This window comes from Pseudomonas koreensis (genome assembly GCF_036668835.1).
GTDB lineage: Bacteria > Pseudomonadota > Gammaproteobacteria > Pseudomonadales > Pseudomonadaceae > Aquipseudomonas > Aquipseudomonas koreensis_I.
The window spans coordinates 725,061-747,867 of the sequence record NZ_JAZEVW010000002.1; the positions used below are offsets into that span (position 1 = coordinate 725,061).

The 22,807-nt window shown below is 61.4% G+C and carries 25 protein-coding genes; 17 read left to right on the plus strand and 8 right to left on the minus strand.

What is annotated here, in order from left to right; translation table 11 throughout:
* Positions 1–97: 97 nt before the first annotated feature.
* The 6 genes from V6F91_RS08250 to V6F91_RS08275 all read left to right on the plus strand — a co-directional run bounded on the left by V6F91_RS08250 (position 98) and on the right by V6F91_RS08275 (position 4,806).
* Positions 98–1,147, plus strand: coding sequence for an NAD(P)-dependent alcohol dehydrogenase (locus tag V6F91_RS08250; protein ID WP_332763403.1), 1,050 nt, complete (start codon positions 98–100; stop codon positions 1,145–1,147).
* 143 nt (positions 1,148–1,290) lie between these two features.
* Positions 1,291–1,986 (plus strand): tRNA (adenine(22)-N(1))-methyltransferase, encoded by a 696-nt coding sequence (locus V6F91_RS08255; protein WP_332763404.1) that lies wholly within the window; start codon positions 1,291–1,293, stop codon positions 1,984–1,986.
* A 160-nt stretch (positions 1,987–2,146) separates the two neighbouring features.
* Positions 2,147–2,362 carry a tautomerase family protein gene (locus V6F91_RS08260; protein WP_208940829.1) on the plus strand — a complete coding sequence of 72 codons (216 nt, stop codon included), beginning with the start codon at positions 2,147–2,149 and terminating at the stop codon, positions 2,360–2,362.
* Positions 2,359–3,015 carry a DsbA family oxidoreductase gene (locus tag V6F91_RS08265; RefSeq protein WP_332763405.1) on the plus strand — a complete coding sequence of 219 codons (657 nt, stop codon included), beginning with the start codon at positions 2,359–2,361 and terminating at the stop codon, positions 3,013–3,015. Before V6F91_RS08260 ends, V6F91_RS08265 begins: the two co-directional genes overlap by 4 nt.
* A gap of 50 nt (positions 3,016–3,065) precedes the next feature.
* A complete protein-coding gene (locus tag V6F91_RS08270) occupies positions 3,066–3,776 on the plus strand; it encodes an SDR family NAD(P)-dependent oxidoreductase (RefSeq protein WP_332763406.1) in 711 nt (236 codons plus the stop codon).
* 106 nt (positions 3,777–3,882) lie between these two features.
* A complete protein-coding gene (locus tag V6F91_RS08275) occupies positions 3,883–4,806 on the plus strand; it encodes a LysR family transcriptional regulator (protein WP_332763407.1) in 924 nt (307 codons plus the stop codon).
* 23 nt (positions 4,807–4,829) lie between these two features.
* Here the strand turns inward: V6F91_RS08275 and V6F91_RS08280 are convergent, their stop codons facing one another.
* Complete coding sequence (locus tag V6F91_RS08280; protein ID WP_332763408.1) at positions 4,830–5,525, minus strand: B3/4 domain-containing protein; 696 nt, start codon at positions 5,523–5,525, stop codon at positions 4,830–4,832.
* A 45-nt stretch (positions 5,526–5,570) separates the two neighbouring features.
* Here V6F91_RS08280 and V6F91_RS08285 point away from each other — a divergent pair, with 45 nt between their 5' ends.
* Entirely contained in the window at positions 5,571–6,185 is a 615-nt protein-coding gene (locus tag V6F91_RS08285; protein ID WP_332763409.1) for an XRE family transcriptional regulator, read from the plus strand.
* A 133-nt stretch (positions 6,186–6,318) separates the two neighbouring features.
* Here the strand turns inward: V6F91_RS08285 and V6F91_RS08290 are convergent, their stop codons facing one another.
* On the minus strand, positions 6,319–6,519 hold the full coding sequence (locus tag V6F91_RS08290) for a hypothetical protein (protein WP_332763410.1): 201 nt from the start codon (positions 6,517–6,519) through the stop codon (positions 6,319–6,321).
* Positions 6,520–6,693: 174 nt separating this feature from the next.
* Between V6F91_RS08290 and V6F91_RS08295 the strand changes: the two genes are divergently transcribed.
* From V6F91_RS08295 to V6F91_RS08305, 3 genes are all read left to right on the plus strand, one after another.
* Positions 6,694–7,995: an erythromycin esterase family protein gene (locus V6F91_RS08295; RefSeq protein ID WP_332763411.1), complete on the plus strand. Its 1,302-nt coding sequence runs from the start codon at positions 6,694–6,696 to the stop codon at positions 7,993–7,995.
* A gap of 159 nt (positions 7,996–8,154) precedes the next feature.
* Entirely contained in the window at positions 8,155–8,535 is a 381-nt protein-coding gene (locus V6F91_RS08300) for a type II toxin-antitoxin system prevent-host-death family antitoxin (protein WP_423815318.1), read from the plus strand.
* Positions 8,532–8,909, plus strand: a complete 378-nt coding sequence (locus tag V6F91_RS08305; protein WP_332763412.1) for a type II toxin-antitoxin system VapC family toxin — start codon at positions 8,532–8,534, stop codon at positions 8,907–8,909. The genes V6F91_RS08300 and V6F91_RS08305 overlap by 4 nt, the downstream gene beginning before the upstream one ends.
* Before the next feature lie 202 nt (positions 8,910–9,111).
* Here V6F91_RS08305 and ycaC read toward each other — a convergent pair whose 3' ends face one another.
* Positions 9,112–9,744: an isochorismate family cysteine hydrolase YcaC gene (gene ycaC, locus V6F91_RS08310; RefSeq protein ID WP_008081401.1), complete on the minus strand. Its 633-nt coding sequence runs from the start codon at positions 9,742–9,744 to the stop codon at positions 9,112–9,114.
* Between the two features lie 125 nt (positions 9,745–9,869).
* Positions 9,870–10,469, minus strand: a complete 600-nt coding sequence (locus tag V6F91_RS08315; RefSeq protein ID WP_332763413.1) for a helix-turn-helix domain-containing protein — start codon at positions 10,467–10,469, stop codon at positions 9,870–9,872.
* 158 nt (positions 10,470–10,627) lie between these two features.
* On the opposite strand from V6F91_RS08315, the gene V6F91_RS08320 reads away from it, so the two are divergent.
* On the plus strand, positions 10,628–11,410 hold the full coding sequence (locus V6F91_RS08320; RefSeq protein ID WP_332763414.1) for an SDR family oxidoreductase: 783 nt from the start codon (positions 10,628–10,630) through the stop codon (positions 11,408–11,410).
* Positions 11,407–12,405 (plus strand): NADP-dependent oxidoreductase, encoded by a 999-nt coding sequence (locus V6F91_RS08325; protein ID WP_332763415.1) that lies wholly within the window; start codon positions 11,407–11,409, stop codon positions 12,403–12,405. Before V6F91_RS08320 ends, V6F91_RS08325 begins: the two co-directional genes overlap by 4 nt.
* Positions 12,406–12,419: 14 nt before the next feature.
* On the opposite strand, the gene V6F91_RS08330 is transcribed toward V6F91_RS08325, so the two are convergent.
* Entirely contained in the window at positions 12,420–13,352 is a 933-nt protein-coding gene (locus tag V6F91_RS08330; RefSeq protein ID WP_093100961.1) for a helix-turn-helix transcriptional regulator, read from the minus strand.
* 561 nt (positions 13,353–13,913) lie between these two features.
* Here V6F91_RS08330 and V6F91_RS08335 point away from each other — a divergent pair.
* The 4 genes from V6F91_RS08335 (at position 13,914) to V6F91_RS08350 (ending at position 17,832) form a co-directional block, all read left to right on the plus strand.
* Positions 13,914–15,263, plus strand: a complete 1,350-nt coding sequence (locus V6F91_RS08335) for an MFS transporter (RefSeq protein WP_423815319.1) — start codon at positions 13,914–13,916, stop codon at positions 15,261–15,263.
* Between the two features lie 97 nt (positions 15,264–15,360).
* Positions 15,361–16,065, plus strand: coding sequence for a fumarylacetoacetate hydrolase family protein (locus tag V6F91_RS08340; protein ID WP_332763416.1), 705 nt, complete (start codon positions 15,361–15,363; stop codon positions 16,063–16,065).
* Positions 16,066–16,078: 13 nt separating this feature from the next.
* Entirely contained in the window at positions 16,079–16,843 is a 765-nt protein-coding gene (locus V6F91_RS08345; protein ID WP_332763417.1) for an SDR family oxidoreductase, read from the plus strand.
* Between the two features lie 32 nt (positions 16,844–16,875).
* The gene (locus V6F91_RS08350; RefSeq protein ID WP_332763418.1) at positions 16,876–17,832 is read left to right on the plus strand and encodes a 2-hydroxyacid dehydrogenase; all 957 of its coding nucleotides are present in this window, start codon (positions 16,876–16,878) and stop codon (positions 17,830–17,832) included.
* A gap of 242 nt (positions 17,833–18,074) precedes the next feature.
* On the opposite strand, the gene V6F91_RS08355 is transcribed toward V6F91_RS08350, so the two are convergent.
* From V6F91_RS08355 to V6F91_RS08365, 3 genes are all read right to left on the minus strand, one after another.
* Positions 18,075–20,201, minus strand: a complete 2,127-nt coding sequence (locus tag V6F91_RS08355; RefSeq protein ID WP_332763419.1) for a TonB-dependent siderophore receptor — start codon at positions 20,199–20,201, stop codon at positions 18,075–18,077.
* Positions 20,202–20,363: 162 nt separating this feature from the next.
* Entirely contained in the window at positions 20,364–21,182 is an 819-nt protein-coding gene (locus V6F91_RS08360) for a carboxymuconolactone decarboxylase family protein (protein ID WP_423815320.1), read from the minus strand.
* 131 nt (positions 21,183–21,313) lie between these two features.
* Positions 21,314–21,898, minus strand: a complete 585-nt coding sequence (locus tag V6F91_RS08365; RefSeq protein ID WP_208940811.1) for a TetR/AcrR family transcriptional regulator — start codon at positions 21,896–21,898, stop codon at positions 21,314–21,316.
* A gap of 212 nt (positions 21,899–22,110) precedes the next feature.
* Here V6F91_RS08365 and V6F91_RS08370 point away from each other — a divergent pair, with 212 nt between their 5' ends.
* A complete protein-coding gene (locus V6F91_RS08370; RefSeq protein ID WP_332763420.1) occupies positions 22,111–22,788 on the plus strand; it encodes a type 1 glutamine amidotransferase domain-containing protein in 678 nt (225 codons plus the stop codon).
* Positions 22,789–22,807: the final 19 nt, after the last annotated feature.

A 22,807-nucleotide genomic window follows, 5' to 3' on the forward strand; every position in this document is an offset into this window, starting at 1 on the left:
TCGCAGGATCAGGCAAGCATCGCACAGGATTGCACCATGACCGGACACGCCAGACCCGCAAGAATAACCTCACGATAAACCGATGGAGGATGTTCCCATGCTTGTCCACGCCTACGGTGCCCACGCCGGCGACCAACCCCTTGAGCCGCTGCAGATCAAGCGCCGCGCGCCGGCTGCCCACGACGTACAGATCGACATTGCCTTCTGTGGCATCTGCCACTCCGACCTGCATCAGGTGCGCGCCGAATGGGCCGGTACGCAATTCCCTTGCGTACCGGGTCATGAAATTGTTGGCCGGGTTTCGGCGGTGGGTGCGCATGTCGCGGACTTCAAGGTCGGCGATCTGGTCGGCGTTGGCTGCATCGTCGACAGCTGCAAGCATTGCGACGACTGTGAAAGCGGTCTGGAAAACTACTGCGACAGCATGATCGGCACCTACAACTTCCCGACCCCGGACGAACCCGGCTGGACCCTCGGCGGCTACTCGCAGAACATCGTCGTGCACGAGCGCTATGTCCTGCGCATCCGTCATCCCGAGGCACAACTGGCGGCCGTCGCGCCACTGCTGTGCGCCGGCATCACCACCTACTCGCCGCTGCGCCACTGGAACGCCGGGCCGGGCAAGAAAGTCGGTGTGGTCGGCATCGGCGGGCTCGGGCACATGGGTATCAAACTGGCTCACGCGATGGGCGCGCATGTCGTCGCCTTCACCACTTCCGAATCCAAGCGCGAAGCGGCCAAAGCCCTCGGTGCCGATGAAGTGGTGGTGTCGCGCAACGCCGAAGAAATGGCCGCGCATACCAAGAGCTTCGATTTGATCCTCAACACTGTCGCCGCGCCGCATGAACTCGACGCGTTTCTGGTTCTGCTCAAGCGTGACGGCGCCCTGACACTGGTCGGCGCGCCCGCCTCGCCACATCCGTCACCCAACGTGTTCAACCTGATCACCAAGCGCCGCACCATCGCCGGTTCAATGATCGGCGGGATTGCCGAGACTCAGGAAATGCTCGATTTCTGCGCCGAGCGCGGCATCGTTTCGGACATCGAACTGATCGGCGCCGAGCAGATCAACGACGCCTATGAACGCATGCTCAAGGGTGACGTGAAATATCGCTTCGTGATCGACAACGCAACCCTGGCCGGCTAACCCCGCGCGCCCATCGTTAGCCTGGCGCTGACGATGGGCGCAACGATTCTGTCGGCGCGATTTGACAGCTCAAGCGCGGCTCGCCAGAGTCGCACCCCTTTGCCTGCCGTCGAGCCGCAGGCTGGTGTTGAAAGGGGTTGCCGTTGAACGAACAGACATTGTCCCTGCGCCTTGAGCGCGTGGCTGCACACGTGCCGGTCGGTGCGCGGCTGGCCGATATCGGCTCGGATCACGCTTATCTGCCGGTCGCCTTGCTGCGCCGCGGCCTGATCAGCGCAGCGGTGGCGGGTGAAGTCGCATTGACGCCGTTCCACGCGGCGCAACGCACGGTGCGTGAAAACCACCTGCAGGCGCACATCAGCGTGCGTCGCGCCAACGGTCTGGCGGCGATCAGCGCTGACGACGGCATCACCGCCGTCAGCGTCTGCGGCATGGGCGGCGAAACCATCCGCGACATCCTCGAAGCCGGCAAGGCCCACCTCAGCGACCGCGAACGCCTGATCCTGCAACCCAACGGCGGCGAACAACCCTTGCGTCAATGGCTGATGGAGCACGATTACCGCATCCTCAGCGAAGAAGTGCTGCATGAAAACCGTTTCGACTACGAAATTATCGTGGCCGAGCGCGACGGCCCGGTGAGCTACACCGACCAGCAACTGTACTTCGGCCCGGTGCAGATGCAGACGCGCAGTCCGGCGTTCATCCGCAAATGGCAGCACCGACTGCGCCTCAAGCAGAAAACCCTGACCCGCCTCACCCATGCGCGGCAGACCGTGCCGCAGGAAACGCTTGAAGCCCTCGCGCAACAGACGCGGTGGATCGAAGCACTGCTGGGCTGAAATCCTCCCCGCTCGAACCGTGATCAGCACGCTTCGATTAGATACACCGCATCACAAATGATGTACCGCAAGCCCCATTTATCAATTCAACCCCACCGCCTAAAGTTCATTCCAACAGCGGCCCTTCACTCCGACGGGCCAGCGACTGGAGATAGCTCACATGCCTTTCATCAGCGTTCGTATCACCCGAGACGGCGTCACCCGCGAGCAGAAAGCCCAGGTCATTCAGGAAATCACCGAGACCATGACCCGGGTGCTGCACAAGGACCCGCACCTGACCCACATCGTCATCGAAGAAGTCGACACCGATAACTGGGGCTACGCCGGTATCAGCACCACCGAGTACCGCAAGCAACTGGCAGATTCGCAGTCATGAGCCGCACGGTAAAAATCGATTTCATCTCGGACGTCGTCTGCCCCTGGTGCGCCCTTGGCGCCACCGCGCTGGAACAGGCGATCAGCAATCTGGCCGGTGAAGTCAAGGTGCAACTGACCTACAAACCGTTCGAACTGAACCCGGACATGCCCGCCGAGGGCGAACACGCCATTGCCCACATGATGCGCAAATACGGGCGCAGCGCCGAGCAAGTGGCGGACCGCAACGCGATGATCATCGAGCGCGGCACGCAGATCGGTTTTCATTTCGACCTGGAAAAACGCAGCCACTTTCACAACACCTTCGATGCCCATCGCCTGCTGTTGTGGGCCACATCACAGGGACTGCAACGTCAACTGAAGCAAGCGCTGCTCAAGGCTTACTTCAGCGATGGCCGGAACCCGAATGACCACACCACGCTGGTCACTCTGGCCGGCGCTGTCGGGCTCGACAGCCAGCGTGCGCAAGCCGTGCTGGCGAACGGGGAATTCGCTGAAGAGGTGCGCGAACTTCAACGGTTTTACCAGCAGCGCGGCATCGACTCGGTTCCGGCCATGGTCATCGACGACCAACAGCTGATCCCCGGTTCGCAGTCCGTTGCTTATTACGAGCAAGCGTTACGCCAGGCCGCGCAGGTTCCGGCGCACGCCTGAGAATTTGCAAGTCGTTATCCAACCCATTCAGATTGCATAGAGGAAACATCATGAACACGTCCAACAAAGTTGTGGTGATCACCGGCGCCTCGCAAGGCATTGGCGCAGGTCTGGTAAAAAGCTTCCGCGAGCGCGGTTACAAAGTGGTCGCGACCTCGCGTTCGATCCAGCCTTCGACAGACCCGGACATTCTCGCCGTCGTCGGCGACATCGCCGACCCGCAAACCGCCGAGCGCGTTATCCGTGAAGCGGTCGCCCGTTTCGGCCGGATCGACACGCTGGTCAACAACGCCGGGATCTTCGTCGCCAAACCGTTCACCGAATACAGCCACGCCGACTATGCGCAGGTCGTGGCGACCAACATGAGCGGCTTCTTCTACATCTCGCAACTGGCCGTTGCCGAAATGGAAAAAAACGCCAGCGGCCACATCGTCAGTGTCACCACCAGCCTGGTCGATCATGCGATTGACGGCGTGCCGTCGGTCCTCGCTTCGCTGACCAAGGGTGGCATCAACGCAGCGACCAAATCCCTGGCCATCGAGTACGCCAAGCGTGGCATTCGGGTCAACGCGGTGTCGCCTGGCATCATCAAAACGCCGATGCACGGCGAAGAGACCCACGCCGCTCTCGGCAGCCTGCACCCAATGGGCCATATGGGCGAGATCGATGACATCGTCCAAGCGATTCTGTACCTCGACACAGCGAACTTCGTCACCGGCGAAATCCTCCATGTCGACGGCGGCCAAAGCGCTGGCCACTGATCGCGCCCCGCTTCACCGCCGGTGTGTACCGGCGGTGTGTACCGGCGGTGCCGCTTCGTGAGATAACACCGAGGATCACATGTCCGGCAAACCTCGGTGTACCCACATGAAGCGCCATTTTGATGACCTGCAACTGGGCAGTATCGAGCTGTTCTGCCTCGCCGCCGAGGCCGGCAGTTTCACCGCTGCTGCGCAACTGGCCGGGGTCACCCCCGCGGCTGTCAGCCGGTCGATTCTGCGTCTGGAAAAACGTCTGGGCTCACGCCTGTTTGCCCGCACCACACGGAGCATTCGCCTGACCGAGGCCGGGCGCAACTTCTTCCTCCAGTGCAGCCAGGCCCTGACTCAACTGGTCGAAGCACAGCAGGAAGTCATGGGCGCACAGACCACGCCGTCGGGCTTGTTGCGCATCAGCCTGCCGACCACCTACGGCCACCATCGCATCCTGCCGCTGCTGCCAAAATTCCGTGCGTTGTACCCGCAGGTCAGCGTCGATATCCATTTGGGCAACCGCAACATCGACTTCGTCGGCGAAGGCTACGACCTCGCTATCCGCGTCCGCGCCCAGCCCGATTCAAGCATGGTCGCGCGCCTGCTCGAAGACGCGAAACTGGTGGTGGTCGCCTCCCCTGACTACCTCGAAAAAGCCGGCATACCGCAAACCCTTGAAGACCTGGTGCAACACGATTGCATCCAGTTCGAGCTGCCGAGCAGTGGCCGACGCATTTCCTGGCTGTTTCAGGAAAACGGTGAAGACCGCGAAGTCATGTCTGACGGCGGTTACTCCTGTTCCGACGACGTACTCGGCGGCGTGACCCTGGCCAAGCACGGCGCCGGGGTGTTTCAGACCTACAAGTTCATCGTCGAAAAAGAGCTGGCCGAGGGCAGCCTGATCGAGGTGTTGCAGTCCTACGCCGGACGCTCACGGCCTTACACCCTGCTCTACCCGCACGGGCGTTATGTGCCGCAGCGAGTGCGCGCGTTTGTGGATTTTCTGTTGCTGTATCGGGAAGAGTGGGCGAGCGCCTAGGCCGAACGGATTCAGCACGCAAATCAGCTAGCCCCCGGTCCGATCAACATGCTTTCGATCTCGGCGCCCGGCATCATTTGTTGCAGGCCTTCGATGAGTTTGTCGCCGGCTTCGGTCAGTGCTTCCAGCGGCATCTCGGGCAGGCTTTCGAGGATGAACCACATTTGCTGCGCCTCGGCGTCGAGGCGGGTCCTGACGCCCTGGCGCCAGTTCCAGCGGCGGCAGGTCACGCCTTGGTCGTCGCGCCAGACCACTTCGCCGGCGTCGGGAAATTCATGGGCCGGGGCGCCCTCCTTCATGGTGTCGAACGGCTCGTTGCCGTCGGCCACCACCAGACGCGGCGCGCCGACGTAGGCCTGAGCATTTTCGCCGCCGACCGGGATCGCGTAGGCCAGGCTGATGGCGTTATACAGATCAACCACCGGGTCGATGCTCGGCAGGCTGCCGTCGCGCAGCACGCGTTTGCGCAGGGCTTCGGCCGAGCACGGCGTACGCTGCGGCTTGGCGCCGAAACGGCGGAACACCTCGGCCCACGCCTGCAAGTGCGCCGCCGCCCAGTGCGGACCGCCCGCCGTCACCGTCTGACAGGCGTTGGCCAGCGCTTCACCGGCCATCAGCGGGCGGGTAATCGGAGCCGCTTGCACGACAATACTCAACGCTCTGAAGCCCGGCGCCAATTGCGCAACAGCCGGATCGATTGACGGCGTGACAGACAGCATCCCAGAATCCCCTTAAATCTGAATTTCAACCGATGCTAGCGACCAATGACCAAAAAAGTCAATATATCGACCGAGGCCGGCGCCGACGTGCATAGCGTGAGCGAAGCGGTGGCACGCACCCTCAAGCACGCCCGCAAACAACAGAACATGACCCTCGACGAACTGTCGCGCCGCGCCGGCGTAAGCAAGGGCATGGTAGTCGAAATCGAGAAATGCGCGGCCAATCCGAGCATCGCCATTCTGTGCAAGATCGCCGCCGCGCTGGGGCTTTCCGTGGCGGACTTCGTCAACGTCGCCGACACACCCGCGGCGCATTTGATCGACAGTCAGGACATTCCCACGCTGTGGCACGGTGAGCTGGGCGGCTCGGCGCGCTTGCTGGCCGGCACCAGCGGGCCGAACATGCTCGAATTGTGGCGCTGGGAAGTTTTTCCGGGTGAAAGCTACAGCTCCCCCGGCCACCCGCAAGGCACCACCGAACTGTTTCACGTCGAGAAAGGCACGCTGCGGCTCAAGGTTGGCGAGACTGAACTGATCATCGGCCCGGGCTGCTCGGCGGTGGCCAGGACCGATGTGCCGCATGAGTATGCCAATCAGGGGAAATCGAAGCTGGTGTTTACGATGTCGGTGACGGAGATTCATCAGCCTGTTCGACTGTGAGTTATCTATCTGACGCTGATCGTTCCCATGCTCCTGCGTGGGAATGCCTCTTGTGACGCTCTGCGTCACGCTTTGGACGCGGAGCGTCCGGGGCTGCATTCCCACGCGGAGCGTGGGAACGATCATCAATCTGTTATTGCGGCTTTGGATGCTCCTGCGAAACCGAGTTCGTCGCGTCGACGTCCGCCATGTCTTCATCTACCGGCGCTTCGTCATCGGCCGGCAACGGCACCTCGGGATTATTGCGCGGGGAATCGCGCCCGGCCTCGTTGTCTGTCGGGCGTGTTGCGCCTTGCTGCGACTGATTGCCCGGTGCGTTTTCGTCAATGTCCATGTTTGCTCTCCGTAGTGATTCACAGGGGTTAAAACTGAGAAAAGCCCAGGCCGGGCAAGTGCCCAACGCTGGACGAACGGTGCACCGCCGGGCAGGCAGCCGTCCGCTCAGTCCGATGGAACCGCTGTTTGCTGCGGGTTTTCCAATGCACAACCCTCCACGGAGAATCCGCACATGGACACTCTGGTCTCGACCCTCAAGGAGTACGCCGAACCGCTGCCGAATGTTGGCAGCGACGCCTTTGCCGACCTGTTCGACCGCTACGCCGATGCCCAGGTGGTGCTGATCGGTGAAGCCAGCCACGGCACTCATGAATTCTACGAAGCACGCGCGGCGATCACCCGGCATCTGATTGCCCATCATGGTTTCACCATTGTCGCGGTCGAGGCTGACTGGCCGGACGCCGATCAGCTTGATCGCTGCGTGCGCGGCCGGAGCAAAGGGGCGTGGCACGATCCGGCGTTTGCGCGCTTCCCGACGTGGATGTGGCGCAACACCGACGTGCAGGCGTTTACCCGCTGGTTGCAGCAATACAACCAGGCGCAGCCGGCCGAGCAGCGCGTGGAATTTCGCGGACTCGATGTGTACAGTTTGCGCAGTTCGATTCGCGAGGTGCTGGGCTACCTACAAGACACCGACCCGGTCATGGCCCGCGAAGCACAACAGCGCTACGCATGCCTGAATCCCTGGCACGATGACCCGGCGCTCTACGGACATTTCACTGAAGTCGGCGGCATGGCCACTTGCGAACGCGCCGTGCTCGAACAACTTCAGGCCCTGTTGAGCGAACGCCTGAGCCTGATGGAAAACGACGGCGAAGCGCTGTTCAACGCCACCCAGAATGCCCGCGTCGTGCGGGCCGCAGAACAATATTATCGGGCGATGTATCGCGGCAGCCGCGAGTCGTGGAACCTGCGCGACCGGCACATGTTCGAGACCTTGCAAGCGTTGCGCACGCGCCAGGCGCACGAGGCGAAAGTGATCGTCTGGGCGCACAACTCGCACATCGGCGACGCCCGCGCCACGCAAATGGGCGACAGCGGCCAACTGACCCTCGGCCAGCTGTGCCGACAAGCCTTCGGCGCAGATGCGGTGCTGATCGGCATGGGCACCGATCAGGGCCGCGTGGCAGCTGCCGACGACTGGGACGCGCCGATGCAGATCAAAAACGTCCTCCCCGCCCTGCCGCGCAGTTGGGAGCGCGCCTGTGTCGAGGCCGCTTGCCCGATGGCGTTATATGACTGGCGCGCGACGGATCGCGCCGAGTTGCGCGAAGCCCTCACCCGGCGCCTGCTGGAACGCGCGATCGGGGTGATCTACCGCCCGCAGACCGAACGACAAAGCCACTACTTCGACGCCACCCTGAGTGAGCAATTCGATGCGTATTTATGGTTCGCGCAGACCACGGCAATTACACCGCTGTCGAGCCCGGGTTCATCGAGCCATGAAGAGGACACGTTTCCGTTTGGGGTGTGAACGGTATCGGTAGCACAATGTAAAAAGCGAGTGGCGAGTGGCTTGCCAGAGAGTCGTTTGTACGACTTTTTACCAATTTTTTCCTATCCCTGGGCAAATGCCGAAAGCTCTCGCCGCAACCTCCGTTGCGTCCTACAGCCAGCCTGAATGGATAGTTCTATGGTGAAGGCCTTGTTCAATCGAAAGAACAGCGAGGCGAAAGTGCATAGAGATATTTTTTCCAAATGGGCTGAAAGCGCCGAGGGATTGGCAGCTCCAAAATATTCTGGCTATATTTGTCCAGAATATTGGAGTGAACTGATGATCATCGTTCCGCTGGCCGAAGCTAAAAACAACCTATCCAAACTTGTCGATGATGCCGCCGCCGGACAGGTCATCACAATTGCCAAGCATGGCCGGGCGATGGCTCGCCTCGTTCCTGCAGGAAAACCGACCGCACAGCGTATTGGTGCAATGAAGGGCAAACTGGTGCTGCCTGCAGATTTCGACTCACCATTGCCCGATGACATGCTGGATGCATTCGAAGGCACTCAGGCATGAGGCTACTGCTTGATACCCATATTCTGCTCTGGACGCTCAGTGATGACGCCAGATTGTCTGGTAAAGCCAGAAAGCTGATTGAAAACGCTGCCGACATCTACATCAGTGCCGCCACTTTTTGGGAAATGGCTATCAAGGTTGGGCTCGGTAAGTTAGATGTTGATCTGGATGACGTCCGCCAACATTGCCTTGATAGCGGGTTTATCGAATTGCCGGTGACCACGGAACACGCCATTGCTGTGAAGGATCTTGAACACCATCATCGGGATCCGTTTGATCGCATTATCGTTGCCACAGCCATGACTGAACCGATGAGGTTGCTTACGGCCGATCCGTTGGTCGCTCGATATTCCGAACTGGTGGTTCTGGTTTAACCCGATGCGTGGCTTTCTTACAATCGCGCTTCGTCATTCGAAATCCATATTGAATGTCGGGCCGCCATCGCTTGCAGGCAAGCTCCTACAATTTGTTCGTGGTTCTTCAATTGAAATGCGGTCCACTGTGGGAACGGTGTGTTCGAGATGGCAACGACAAAAGCCCGCTTTCAAAGCGGGCTTTGTTGTGCAGCGATACCGATTACTTCTGCTGTGCGGTCAACGCCGAGTAGCTATTCATCAGGTTGCGGTAGTTGGGAATACGCTGCGACAGCAGGTTGCCCAAGCCTTCGATGTCGTTGCGCCAGTCGCGGTGCAGTTCACAGGCCACCGAGAACCAGTTCATCATTTGTGCGCCAGCCTGGGTCATGCGGCTCCATGCGGCTTGTTGCACGGTGGTGTTGAAGGTGCCCGAAGCATCGGTGACCACAAACACATCAAAGCCTTCGGCCAGTGCCGACAGCGTCGGGAACGCTACGCAGACATCAGTGACCACGCCGGCAATGATGATCTGCTTGCGGCCGGTGGCCTTGATCGCTTTGACGAAGTCTTCGTTGTCCCAGGCGTTGATCTGGCCTGGGCGAGCGATGTACGGCGCGTCCGGGAACATCTCTTTCAGTTCCGGGACCAGCGGGCCGTTCGGGCCTTGTTCGAAACTGGTGGTGAGGATGGTCGGCAGGTTGAAGAACTTGGCCAGATCGGCCAGGGCCAGCACGTTGTTCTTGAACTCGTTGGGCGAGAAGTCCTGCACCAGGGAAATCAGGCCGGTCTGGTGGTCAACCAGCAGCACGATGGCGTCGTCTTTGTTCAGGCGGTTGTAAGTTGGAGTAGTCATGGTGTCAGTCCCTTTTCAAGTTTGAAGTTTGTTGTTGCGTTCAAGTTGGGTACAGATTACTGACCCAGCGAAAAGGGATAAATCGGCTGAAACGCGTTTCACTGTCCACTCAAAACGGACAATGCTTATTCGCTTTGTTCGGCCTCATCCTCAGAAGCCAGCGGCAGTGACGCCAGCATCTGCGCGTGACACACCGCGAGAATTTCATTGGCCAGCTTCGAATCATCTGGGCAGGCCCGAGACAACATGACCGCGCCCACCGCTTGCGCCAGCAGTCCAATCATCTTCAAACGCGCCGCGTCCGGCGCTGCTGCGGCGTCAGTCGGGTACTTGGCGCCCAGCGTCTGCAAGGTGCGCTCGATGCCGTCGGCGAATGTGGCTTTCAACTCGTCCGGCTGGCGGGCGGCGTCACCGCAAAGCGCCGCCATGGTGCAGCCGTCACCGCGTCCATCGCGGTGCTCGCGCGATACATAGAGGTCGATGAAGCCTTTGACGTCGAGGGTTTCGGCGGTCGCCAGTGAACGGGCGAGGCTGTTGGCCGAGGCTTCGGCCATCAAATCGGCCTTCGAGCCGAAGTGCTTGTAGAAGCCGCCATGGGTGAAACCGGCCGCCGCCATCAGATCAGCCACACCGACGCCGTCAAACCCTCGCTCACGAAACAGCTCGGACGCCGTCTCGACGATGTGTTCACGGTTGGCCTGTGCCTGAACTTTGCTGACTCGCATGAGCGGTACCTCTTTACGCAAAAAAACATCCGTCGATGATACATAGATGTTGGCCATAATCAAAACCGTTGACAGTTTAGATTTAGATCATCATCCTAAATCCACTTTCTGCCATCCGGCGTTTATCCCAACCGATGCATTCGCAAAGAGATGAATCAATGACCACTCGCCCTGCTGTCCTGATCACTGGCGCTTCCACTGGTATCGGCGCGGTTTATGCCGAACGTTTCGCCCAACGCGGGCATGATCTGGTGCTGGTCGCTCGCGATGCTGCGCGCCTCGACACACTGGCGGCCAAACTGCGCAGCGAGCACAGCGTTGCCGTCGATGTGATCCCGGCCGACCTGACCCGACTCAGCGATCTCTCCACCGTCGAAACGCGCCTGCGTGATGACGCGCGCATCGGCATCCTCGTCAACAACGCCGGTGCCGCGCAGTCCGGCAGCTTTATCGAGCAGAGCACCGACAGCGTGGCCAACCTGGTGGCCCTCAACACCACCGCCCTGGTGCGCCTTGCCAGCGCGATTGCGCCGCGTCTGGCCAAGGCCGGTGACGGTGCGATCATCAATATCGGCTCGGTGGTCGGATTGGCGCCAGAGTTCGGCATGTCGGTTTACGGCGCGACCAAGGCGTTTGTGCTGTTCCTCTCGCAAGGCCTGAGCCTGGAACTGACGCCGCTGGGCGTGTACGTGCAAGCCGTGCTGCCCGCCGCAACCCGCACGGAAATCTGGGACCGCGCCGGCATCGACATCAACACCCTGAGCGAAATCATGGAAGTCAGCGATCTGGTCGACGCCGCCTTGGTCGGTTTCGATCGCCGCGAGCCGGTGACCATTCCACCGCTGCACGAAGGCCAGCGCTGGGATGACCTGCAAACCGCACGTCAGGGTTTGCTCGGGCAGATTCGCCAATCCGCGGTTGCCCAGCGTTACCTGCCATGAAAGCTTTCCTCATCGACCGCTACGGCCAACACAGCGGGCGCATCGGCGAGGTCGCCGAGCCCGCGCTCGGGCCGCACGATGTATTGATCGAGGTGCACGCGGCCAGCGTCAATATGCTCGATTCGAAGATCCGCCGCGGTGAATTCAAGTTGATTCTGCCGTATGCAATGCCGCTGGTGCTCGGCAACGATGTCGCCGGTGTGGTGGTCTCGACCGGCGCCGCGGTCACGGCTTTCAAGCCGGGTGACGAGGTCTATGCGCGGGTGCCGGAACAGCGCATCGGCACCTTTGCCGAGCGGATCGCCGTCGATCAGCATGCGGTCGCGCGCAAGCCTGCCAACCTCGATATGGAACAAGCCGCGGCAATTCCGTTGGTGACGCTGACTGCGTGGCAAGTGCTGGTCGACATTGGACAGTTGCGCGCCGGGCAGAAAGTGCTGATCCATGCCGGTTCCGGCGGTGTCGGTACGGTCGCGATTCAACTGGCCAAGCACCTCGGCGCGTTTGTCGCGACTACCACCAGCACAGCCAATATCGAGTGGGTGAAAGCACTCGGCGCAGACGTGGTGATCGACTACAAACACCAGCGTTTCGAGGACGAGCTGCACGGTTACGACGTGGTGCTCAACAGCCTCGGTGCCGATGTGCTGGAGAACTCACTGAAAGTGCTCAAGCCCGGTGGCCAGCTCATTTCCATCTCCGGCCCACCCACCGCCGACTTCGCCAAGGCGCAAGGTCTGGCCTGGCCGCTGCGGCAAGTCATGCGCCTGTTGAGCCTGAAGATCCGTCGCAAGGCTCGCCGGCACAACGTCAGTTACAGCTTTCTGTTCATGCGGGCCAATGGCGCGCAACTGCGCGACATCACGGCGCTGATCGAGGCCGGCAAGCTGGCGCCGGTGCTGGATCGCAGTTTTGCGTTTGAGTCGACGGCTGAGGCCTTGGCTTATGTCGAACAAGGCCGCGCCAAGGGCAAAGTCGTTGTGCGAGTCAAATAGCGGGTTACCCGCACTCAGGTATTCAACGGCGTTTGCGGCGTGTCCGGGTTCAGTTGGCGCCGGCGGAACTGCCCCGGCGGCTGGCCGTGAATCTGCCGGAATCGCCGGGAGAAATACGCCTCGTCGGCAAACCCGCACAAGCGCGCCACCTCGCCCACGGAGCGGGTGCTGTTGAGGAGGAAATTGCGCGCCGCGTGCATCCGCCGTTCGAGCACCAGTTCGGTGAAGGTCTTGCCGATTTCCTTGCGCAGCCAGTGGGTCAGATAGGTCGGTGACAGGTACGTCGCTGCCGCTACTTTGATCAGGTTGAGATCCGGGTCGGCGATGTTCTTGCGCAGGTATTCGAACATGCGGCTCAGCGCATCGCGTCGGCTGACCTCGGCGGCGTTTTCTTCGGCCAGGCGCTTGAGCGGCTCGGCGTACAGAAAACACACGCTGCCGATCAACTGCAGCAGCAGGCCTTTGAGCATCTCCCGCGTGCCGAACTGGCGATTCTCGTCGAGGCGGCGCATCTGCTCGATCAAAGCACAGACCCCGGCAAAATCCGCGTCTGCGAGAATGAAATCCAAATGTTCCTGAAAGCGGAACGGCGACAGCTCCGGCGCCAGCAGGATCGACACCTCTTCAAGGTCCATCGGGTCGCACTGCAAATGCGGCAACAGGAACGTCTGGGAGAAATTGATGACGATGAAATTGCTCTCCGCCGGGTGCGGGATCACATGCACACGGTGCGGCAGGATGAACGCCAGGGTGTTGCGCGGGAACGGACGCTCGACGTTGCCGATGTGCTGCACGGTGTCGCCGCCGAGATTGATCTGGATCTGAAAGTATTCGTGGCGATGCGGCGCGGTTTCGGCGCGGCGGCCCTTTTTGTCGCGAATGTAGAAGTCGGTCAATTCGCTGCGTTGCTGCATGACGTAGGTGGGAATCCGGTGCGGTGACGACATCGGCGGAGGGTCCTCGGCAGGTACGTGGGGCGCGAATCATCTTGCAGGCAAGCCAGCGGCGCAGCAAGCAGTCATACGACGACCTTAGCCTCGTTGATTTTTTCCACGCGGAAGTGGCAGTTCGCCTGTCCAAAAAACCTGAAGCCGAAACAAAACGTATTTATCAGTGATTTCAACATCTTAAACTGCATATACGGTTGATTCTGCAACGTCGCACGCAGATTTTTTTCTTGGACAGGTTTAACCAGCCCCCACGTCATAAGAAAAAACGTTCTAACACCTGGCTTGATCTGACGAAGTTGTACGACCACTGTAATAGCCAACGCAGCCCAGCCTCCTCCAAAAACAATCAAAGGTGTGCACGTCATGATCCTGCTATTGCCCCTCGCCGCCCCTCCCGATCCCGCCGAACCGGCCTGCCGTGAGACGTACCTGAACGTCTGACGCCAGGCCTTCGTGCCGTCGCTTTTCAACGCCGATCTGTCTGCCCCGACGCTTGTGGGCAAGGCCTTCGGCTGCGCGAAAACCTCTCGACCCTTCTAACAATAACGAGGTCTGACCATGTCCAATTCCCATGCTTCTCAAGCCACTGTGCCGCCGGTAATTGCCGGCGCACGCGACGCCGTGGTGCCGCAACGCCTGCCCTCGCGGCGGCGCTGGTTCATGCTGTCGCTGTTGCTGATCGCGACCATCATCAACTACATCGACCGGGTCAATATCTCGATCGCCGCACCGTTCATGGCCAAGGACCTGGGCCTGGACAAGATCGAGATGGGCCTGATCTTCTCCGCGTTTGCCTGGACCTATGCGCTGGCGCTGGTGCCGGCCGGGTTCATCGCCGACCGCTTCGGTTCGCGTTTCACTTACGGCGTGTCGCTAATCAGTTGGTCGACGGTCACGGTGTGCCAGGGCTTCGCCACGGGATTCGCTTCGCTGTTCGGCTTGCGCCTGGCAGTAGGTGCCATGGAAGCGCCGGCGTTTCCGGCCAACAGCCGCGCAGTGACGGTGTGGTTTCCGGCGCGCGAACGCGGTCTGGCGAGCAGCATTTATGTTTGCGGCCAGTACCTCGGCACGGCGCTGTTCACCGGCGCGCTGCTGTGGCTGGCGACAACCTTCGACTGGCGCCACGTGTTCTACAGCACCGGCGCACTGGGCATCGTTTTCGGTGTGTTGTGGCTGTACCTGTATCGCGATCCGCTCAATTGCAAAAAGGTCAGCAAGGCCGAATTGCAGTACATCGAAGCGGGTGGCGGCCTGGTCAAAAGCAGTCAGGAACGCACCCGTTTCAACTGGCGGCAGATTGCTGAGCTGTTCAGCTATCGCCAGGTCTGGGCGATCTGCATCGGCAAGTTCGCCAGTACTTCGGCGCTGTATTTCTTCCTGACCTGGTTCCCCACTTACCTGATCGAAGAACGCCAACTGACGATGATCAAGGCGGGAGTCTTCGCCGTGTTGCCCTTCGTTGGCGCCACCGTGGGCATTCTTCTCGCCGGGATCGTCTCCGACGGGCTGATTCGCCGAGGCTACTCGATGTCGTTCGCGCGCAAGCTGCCGCTGGTGGTCGGGTCGATGCTGGGCATGTCGATCGTGCTGGTGAATTTCACCGACTCGAACACGATCTGCATTGCCGTGCTGACCATCGCCTTTTTTGCTCAGGGCATCGCCTCGTCTTCGTGGGCGGCGGTCTCGGAAGTCGCGCCCAAGGAACTGATCGGTCTCACCGGCGGTATCACCAGTCTGGCGGCGAACATCGGCGGCATCGTCACGCCGATCGTGATTGGCGCCATCGTGCATGCCACCGGCTCGTTCGCCTGGGCGTTCTGGTTCATCGGCGGCGTGGCGCTGATCGGCACCCTCTCCTATTCGCTGTTGCTCGGCCGTTTGTATCGCATCGAATTGAAGCCGCGCTGAGCGCAACAGCACCGTTTTCTCCAAGCCGAGGCGGCATTCGTCCAACTACACCGACGCGCGCCGCCGTAGGCTGATCTCACACACAGGACCTCACAGGATGAACATGACTGAATACGTTTTCACTCCGGATCTGCCCGCGACCTTGCCGGTGGTGGGCAGCGCGCAACGCTTTCCTGTCGGTCGGGTGTTTTGTGTCGGCCGCAACTATCCGTGGCCGGACAGCCAGGGCCAGTCGCGCCAGCCACCGGTGTTTTTCATGAAGCCGGCGAGCAACGTCATCGATGCCGTCGGTGAAGTGGCCTACCCACCGTTGACCGAAGAGTTCGTCCATGAAATCGAACTGGTGGTGGCGATTGGCGAAGGCGGCGCGAACATCCCCGAAGACCAGGCGCTGGCCTATGTCTGGGGCTACGCCGTCGGCCTCGACCTGACCCGCCGCGATGTGCAACTGGCGGCCAAGAGCAAGGGCCTGCCGTGGGAAGGCGCCAAGGTTTTTGATGGTGCCGCGCCGATGACCGCGATCGTGCCGGTCAGCCGCGGCGGCCATCCCGAGGGCGAGTTGTGGCTCAACGTCAACGGCGAGGAACGCCAGCGTGACAGCCTCGACAATCAGATCTGGTCGGTCAGCGAAGTGATCAGCCGCATCTCCCGTTCGGTCGCGTTACGCGCCGGCGATCTGATCATGACCGGCAGCCCGGCCGGCGTCGACGCGCTGCAACCCGGCGACCTGATCAGCGCTGGCATCGACGGCATCGGTCAATTGGAAATGCGCGTCGGCACTCGCCCTCAGCCATTTGCATAAGGAGTACCCGAGCATGTCCAATTCTTCACCGCTAAAAGTCGCGCTGGTCACCGGTGCCGGCAGTGGCATCGGTCGCGCCGTGGCCCTGGGTCTGATGGCCGACGGGTTCACCGTAGTTGCCGCCGGGCGCCGTGCGGAACCTTTGCAAGCGCTGGTCGAACTGGCGGCAAGCGAAGGCCACCAAGCGCTGGCAGTGCCCACCGACGTGCGCGACCCGAAGAGTGTCGACGCGCTGTTTGCGAGCATTGCCGAGGTCTACGGGCGCCTCGACGTGGTGTTCAACAATGCCGGGGTCAATGCCCCTGCCGTGCCGCTGGATGAACTGACCTTCGAGCAGTGGCGCAACGTCATCGACACCAACCTCAACGGGGTTTTCCTCTGTGCCCGTGGTGCCTTCGGCCTGATGCGCCGCCAGCAGCCACAGGGCGGACGCATCATCAACAACGGTTCAATTTCCGCGCACACGCCGCGCCCGTTCAGCAGCGCCTACACCGCCAGCAAACACGCGGTGCTGGGCCTGAGTAAATCGCTGGCGCTGGACGGTCGCGAATTCAACATCGCCTGCAGCCAGATCGACATCGGCAATGCGTTGACCGAGATGTCCGAGCGCATGACCCGCGGCGTGCGCCAGGCCAACGGCAGTATCGCCGTCGAGCCGATGGTCGACGTCAAGCACGTCGCCGAGGCCGTGCGCTACATCGCTGGCCTGCCGCTGTCGGCCAATGTTCTGAACATGACCGTCATGGCCACTGCCATGCCGTTTGCCGGCCGCGGTTGAGCCGGCCTTTTTATTCGGTAAGTGAGGTTTACATGAAGCCCGAAGTCTTGCAGTTGAGCCCGATTCTGATCCCTGAAATCAACGCCCGCCTGGATGAACTGTTCACCGTCAGGCGCTATTTCCAGCAGGCCGACAAAGCCGCTTATCTGCGTGAGCACGGCGCCAACATTCGCGGGGTGATCACCGGCGGGCACACCGGTATCAGCCAGGCCTTGATGGCGCAATTGCCGCAGCTGGAAGTGGTGGCGGTCAATGGTGTTGGCACCGACGCGGTCGATCTGGCCTACGCCCGTGATCGTGGCATCCGCGTGACGGCAACCATTGGCGCGCTGACCGAAGACGTCGCCGACCTCGCCATCGGGTTGCTGATCGCGGTGTGTCGCGGGTTGTGCACCAGTGATCGCTACGTGCGCTCGGGTGAGTGGCCGCACAGCCCGACGCCGCTGGCGCCGCTGCCACTGGCGCGACAGGTATCGGGCATGCGCATCGGCATCGTCGGCATGGGCCGGGTCGGCCGTGCAGTGGCCAGTCGCGCCGCCGCGTTTGGCTGCCCGATCAGCTACACCGATCTGCAGCCGATGAGCGATGTCAGCCACACCTTCGTCGCCGATCTCAAGCAGTTGGCGTGCGACAGCGACGCGCTGATTCTCGCCGCCGCCGCCGACAAGGCTGAAGCGATTATCAACGCCGACGTCCTGCAAGCGTTGGGCAAGGGCGGTTATCTGATCAACGTGGCGCGCGGCAAACTGGTCAACGAAGCGGACCTGCTGGCGGCGCTGATGGCCGGCGAGATCGCCGGGGCCGGGCTGGACGTGTTCGTCGATGAGCCGAATGTGCCAGAAGCCTTGTTCACCAACGAACAGGTGGTGCTGCAACCGCACCGCGCCAGCGCCACCCTGCAGACGCGTACGCGCATGGGCGAAATGGTGGTTGCCAGCCTGCTTGACAGCTTTGCCGGCAAGGTGCCACAGGGGTGTGTCACCGGGTAAGCGCCGGGGCTGAAATGGCAGCCCCTCACCCTAGCCCTCTCCCGAGGGAGAGGGAACCGATCCGGGGATATTGGCGAATTACGCCGATCTGAGCGAGTGATGGTGAATCCGTAACCGCCAAGCCCGATAATCGACTCGGTGTCGCAGGTCAATGCATGACCTCAGACACCTCGGTCAGCTCCCTCTCCCCCCGGGAGAGGGCTGGGGTGAGGGGGCTGCTGTTGAAGCGATTGACCGTCGCCTCACAAGGTATACGAAATCCCCACCTGCACCGTCCGTGGCGCGCCAGGATAGGCGTAGACGTTGCCGAACGCGCCCTCTTCATAATCACGATCAAACAGATTCTTCAAATCAAGATTGAGCCGCACCTTCTCGTTGACCTTATAAAAGCCCAGCAAATCGACCACCGTGTAGCTGCCCATCGAAAACGCGGTATTGGCGGTTTGCCCGGCGCGTTCGTCGACATACTTGAGCCCGGTGCCGAGGCCCAGACCTTTCAAAGCGCCGTCCTGGAATTCGTAGACATTGAGCAGGCTGAAGCTGTTTTGCGGGATGTTCAGCAGGCGGGTGCCGGAGCGGATCGTGTTGTCCTTGGTCACTTCGGCATCGACATAGGCATAGCCGCCGATGACCCGCCATTCCGGGGTCAGGTTGCCCGCGACGTTCAGGTCGAAGCCACGGCTGCGCACCTCACCTGCGGCAACGCTGAAGGTCGAGTCGACCGGGTCGGTGGTCAGCACATTGCGTTTTTCGATCTGGTAGATCGCCGCATCGACGCTCAGCTGATGGTCCAGCGCCTCCCACTTGAGGCCCATTTCATAGGATTTGCCTTTCTCCGGGGCAAAGCCGCCACCGGTGCGGCTGGCGCCGGTGTTGGGTTTGAACGAGCGCGCGGTGTTGGCGTAGACCGCGAGGGTTTCGGTCAGATTGTAGGTCACGCCCAGACGCGGGGTGACCGCGTTATCCGCGGCCTGCCAGTTCTTGCCGCCCGGCACGTAGGTTTCATAGTCGTGTTCGAATCGCTCGAAGCGCGCGCCGGCCAGCACTTTCAGGCGCTCGGTCAACGCCACCTGATCCTGCACGAAGGCCGCGTAGGTCTTGAGGTTTTCCTTGTCGTGGGTCGGCGTGCGGGTCAGGGCCGGGCGCGGCTGGCCGTAGACCGGGTCGAAGATGTCGATCGGGTAGGCACCGACCGCACCGCTGGAGCGCTGGATGATCGACTTGTAGTCGTAGTCTTCGTATTCGATGCCGGTGAGCAAGGTGTGCTGCAAACCACCGGTGCTGAAATGCCCGGTCAGATTCAGCTGGGTGTCCTTGTCGGTCCATTCCAGCTTGCGGTAGTTGAAGTTGCGCCCCAGGGTGCGACCGTCTGCGGCGATGCCGTTGGCCTCGATCGCATTGCCTTGCAGCGAGCCGTCGAGCCACTGGAAACCACCGCCCAGGGACCAGTCGTCGTTGAGCAGGTGCTCGAACCGCAACTGGGCCATGTTGTTGTCGTTGTGAAGTTTGCCGACGTCCTTCTCACCGAAGAAGGTGTCGCGCGAGGCGGTGCCGATCTGCTTTGGATAGCGCGTCACGCCACGGTCGAGCGGCGCGTTGTTGCGCATGAAATCGCCTTCGAAAATCACCTTGGTCGCATCGGTCGCCTGCCAGCTCAGCACCGGTGTGACGCCATAACGTTCGGTCTCGACGTGGTCGCGAAAGGTATCGCCGCCCTCGCCCACCACGTTGAGGCGGTAGGCCAGGCGGCCCTCTTCATCGAGCGGCCCGGAGGCGTCGAGGGTGCCGCGTTTCATACCTTGGTCGTTGAGCTGGCTGCCCAGGGTGACGGTGCGCTCGGCCAGCGGTTGTTTGGACACCACGTTGAAGGTGCCACCGGGATCGCCGCGACCGTAGAGCGTGGTGGCCGGGCCGCGCAGCACTTCCAGACGCTCGATGGTGTTGGCGTCGGGCATGTTCGGGTAGCCGCGGTTGATCGGGAAACCGTTGCGATAGAACTCGCCGGTGGTGAAGCCGCGCACGGTGAAAGTAGTCAGGCCTTGGCCGCCGAAATTGTTCGCGCGGCCGACGCCGCCGGCGTAATCCAGGGCATCCTGCAAGCGCGTCGCGCCGATGTCCTCGACCGCATCTTTGGTCACCACGCTGATCGATTGAGGGGTTTCATGAATCGCCGTGTCGGTGCGCGTGGCACTGGCCGAACGCGTCGCCCGATAGCCCTGCACCGGGCCGTCGGCCCGTTCGTAATCTGCCGTGCCGACCACATCGGTGGCGTCCAGCTCAAGCACTGAGGAGGTGGAATCGGCCTGTTCGGCCCACGCAGTAGAAGACAACGCCTGCAGCACGCAAATGGAAAGCAGAGTACGACGCATGAAAAGGAAACCTTTACGAATAGGCCAGAACGGATGGCAGAACTGCCAGCGAAGCGGCGCGCATGGTATACCAGTGCAATGCGTAATTGAAACGTATTCTTATTTGTCATGTTGCAGTTGCGGGCCCATCGACCGACGGCGATGGGCACCTGCATCGTCAGGTCAGCCTGCTGTGCGCTGGCTGAACACCTCCTTGAACACTGGCACAGCGGAAAACGCGTTGGGCCAGCCGGCGTAGAACGCCAGTTGGGTGATCATTTCCGCCGCCTCGGTCTGGCTCAGACCGTTGTCCATCGCGCGATTGAGGTGATATCCGACCTGGCCCACCTGCCCGTTCGCCACCAGCGAACTGACGGTGATCAGGCTGCGATCACGCGGTGCCAGGCCCGGGCGCAACCACAGATCGCGAAACAGCGCCTTGGTGGTGAATTCGACCAGTCCCGGCGCAGCAGAGCCAACTGCCGCGTTCACCCGTTCGACGCGATCCGCTTCGCGCACCTCATCGAGCGGCAGCAGCGGCGGCGACACCGGCGCCAGTTGTTCCGGGCCGATGTGGCGCGCGGCGAATATCTGCTCAGCGATCGGCAGCGACGCCGTCGCGTTGCCCCAACCGGAATAAAACGCCAGGTGATTGAGGGCTTCCGACAACTCCAGCGGCGTCACGCCGTGGTCCAGCGCCAGATTGAACTGAGTGGGCATCTCGGCGGTTTGCCCGCGTGCGATCAGCACCGCCACCGTGACCAGACTGCGATCACGTGGCGACAGACCCGGACGCTGCCACAGGTCGCCAAGCAGCATTGATTCGGTGTTGTGGGCCAGCGCCGGCGAAACCGCGGCGGCACTGGCGAGCGTTGTTACAGGAGCATGGTTCATCAAAGGCGTTCCTTTTTCAGCGGAGGCACAGGCAGACAGCACCAGTGCCATGGCCGTCAGCAGGAGATTGCCGGGCTGGAACACGTTTCGAATCGACGGTACGGGCATGACCACACTCCTGCTGACGGAATCATCACCAGCCACGTTAAGGGGCTTATGCCCCAGCGACTAGCCAGCCTGCGTCTCATGGAGTCATGAGTGTGATTCATCAATCGGAGGTCGCGCGGCGCTTTCCGGGATCAGTGACCCAGCAGCCGCGTGGTCATCGCCATCGCGGTGTGCAGCGACTGCCCGGTGCGCTGCAACTTGTTCAACAGGCTGGCGCCCAGCCACAGCTGATACAGGGTTTCCGCCAGATGCCGGGCATCGCCCTTGGGCAGGCTGCCGTCCGCCTGGCCCTGTTCGAGGCATTCGGTGATGCGCGCTACCACCCGCTCGGCGCCATCGCGCAAGGTCAGGCGCATTGACTCGGAGAGGTCGGCGACCTCGGCGCTAAGTTTCACCACCAGGCATTCGTCGCCGTGGCCTTCGAGGGTGCAGCGGTTCTGCCAGCCCTGCCAGTAATCCATCAGCCGCTCGTAGGCATTGAGTCCCGGCAGCGTCAGGCGTCGCTCCATGTCGGCGAGGTAGCCGACGAAGTAATCCTCGAGCAATGCCTGGCCGTACAGCTCTTTGGATTTGAAGTAGTGATAGAACGAGCCCTTGGGCACACCGGCGGTCTGCAGGATCTCGTTGAGGCCAACGCTGGTGAAGCCCTTCTCGGCCATCATCCGGTGGCCGGTGTCGAGCAAATGTTGGCGGGTGTCGTCGTAGGTCGGTTTCATGGGGCACGAATTAGCTGGCAATAGACCAGTCGTATGCTGAGAAGGAAGGCGAGTTTGCCATACCTGAACCTAAAAAAACCAAAGATAAAAAATTACTAGACGACTGGTCTAATTGGGATCTATGCTGCGCCCCGACAAACGATTTCTGCCGGGTGCCAACGTTGGGCGAATCCCTCTCCCACGAAACACCTGACCTACACAAAGGTGCGTTTATGAAAATCCTGATGGTGCTGACCTCTCACGATCAACTCGGCAACACCGGCAAGAAAACCGGTTTCTGGCTGGAAGAATTCGCCGCCCCCTACTACGCCTTCAAGGACGCCGGCGCTGACGTCACGCTGGTCTCGCCGGCCGGTGGTCAGCCACCGCTGGACCCGAAAAGCGACGAGCCCGGCGCGCAGACCGCTGAAACCGATCGCTTCCGCCAGGACCCGGCCGCGCAGCAGGCACTGGCAAACACCGGACGCCTGGCCGAGGTCAGCGCAGAAGATTTCGATGCGGTGTTCTACCCAGGTGGCCATGGCCCGCTGTGGGATCTGGCCGAAGACAAGCATTCGATCGCCCTGATCGAAGCCTTCGACCGCGCCAACAAGCCGCACGGTTTTGTCTGCCACGCACCGGGCGTGCTGCTTCATGTAGTTCGGGCGGATGGCCAGCCGATCGTCAAAGGTCGCAACGTCACCGGTTTCACCAACGCTGAAGAAGCAGCGGTCGGCCTCACCGACGTGGTGCCGTTCTTGATCGAAGACGAGTTCCAGCGTCTGGGCGGTCAATACTCGAAAGTCGCTGACTGGCAGGTACACGTGGTTGCCGACGGGCAACTGGTCACCGGTCAGAACCCGGCCAGCTCCGCCGCCGTCGCCGAAAAGCTGCTGAAACTGCTCGGCTAAGTTCGATCCAAACCCCAAG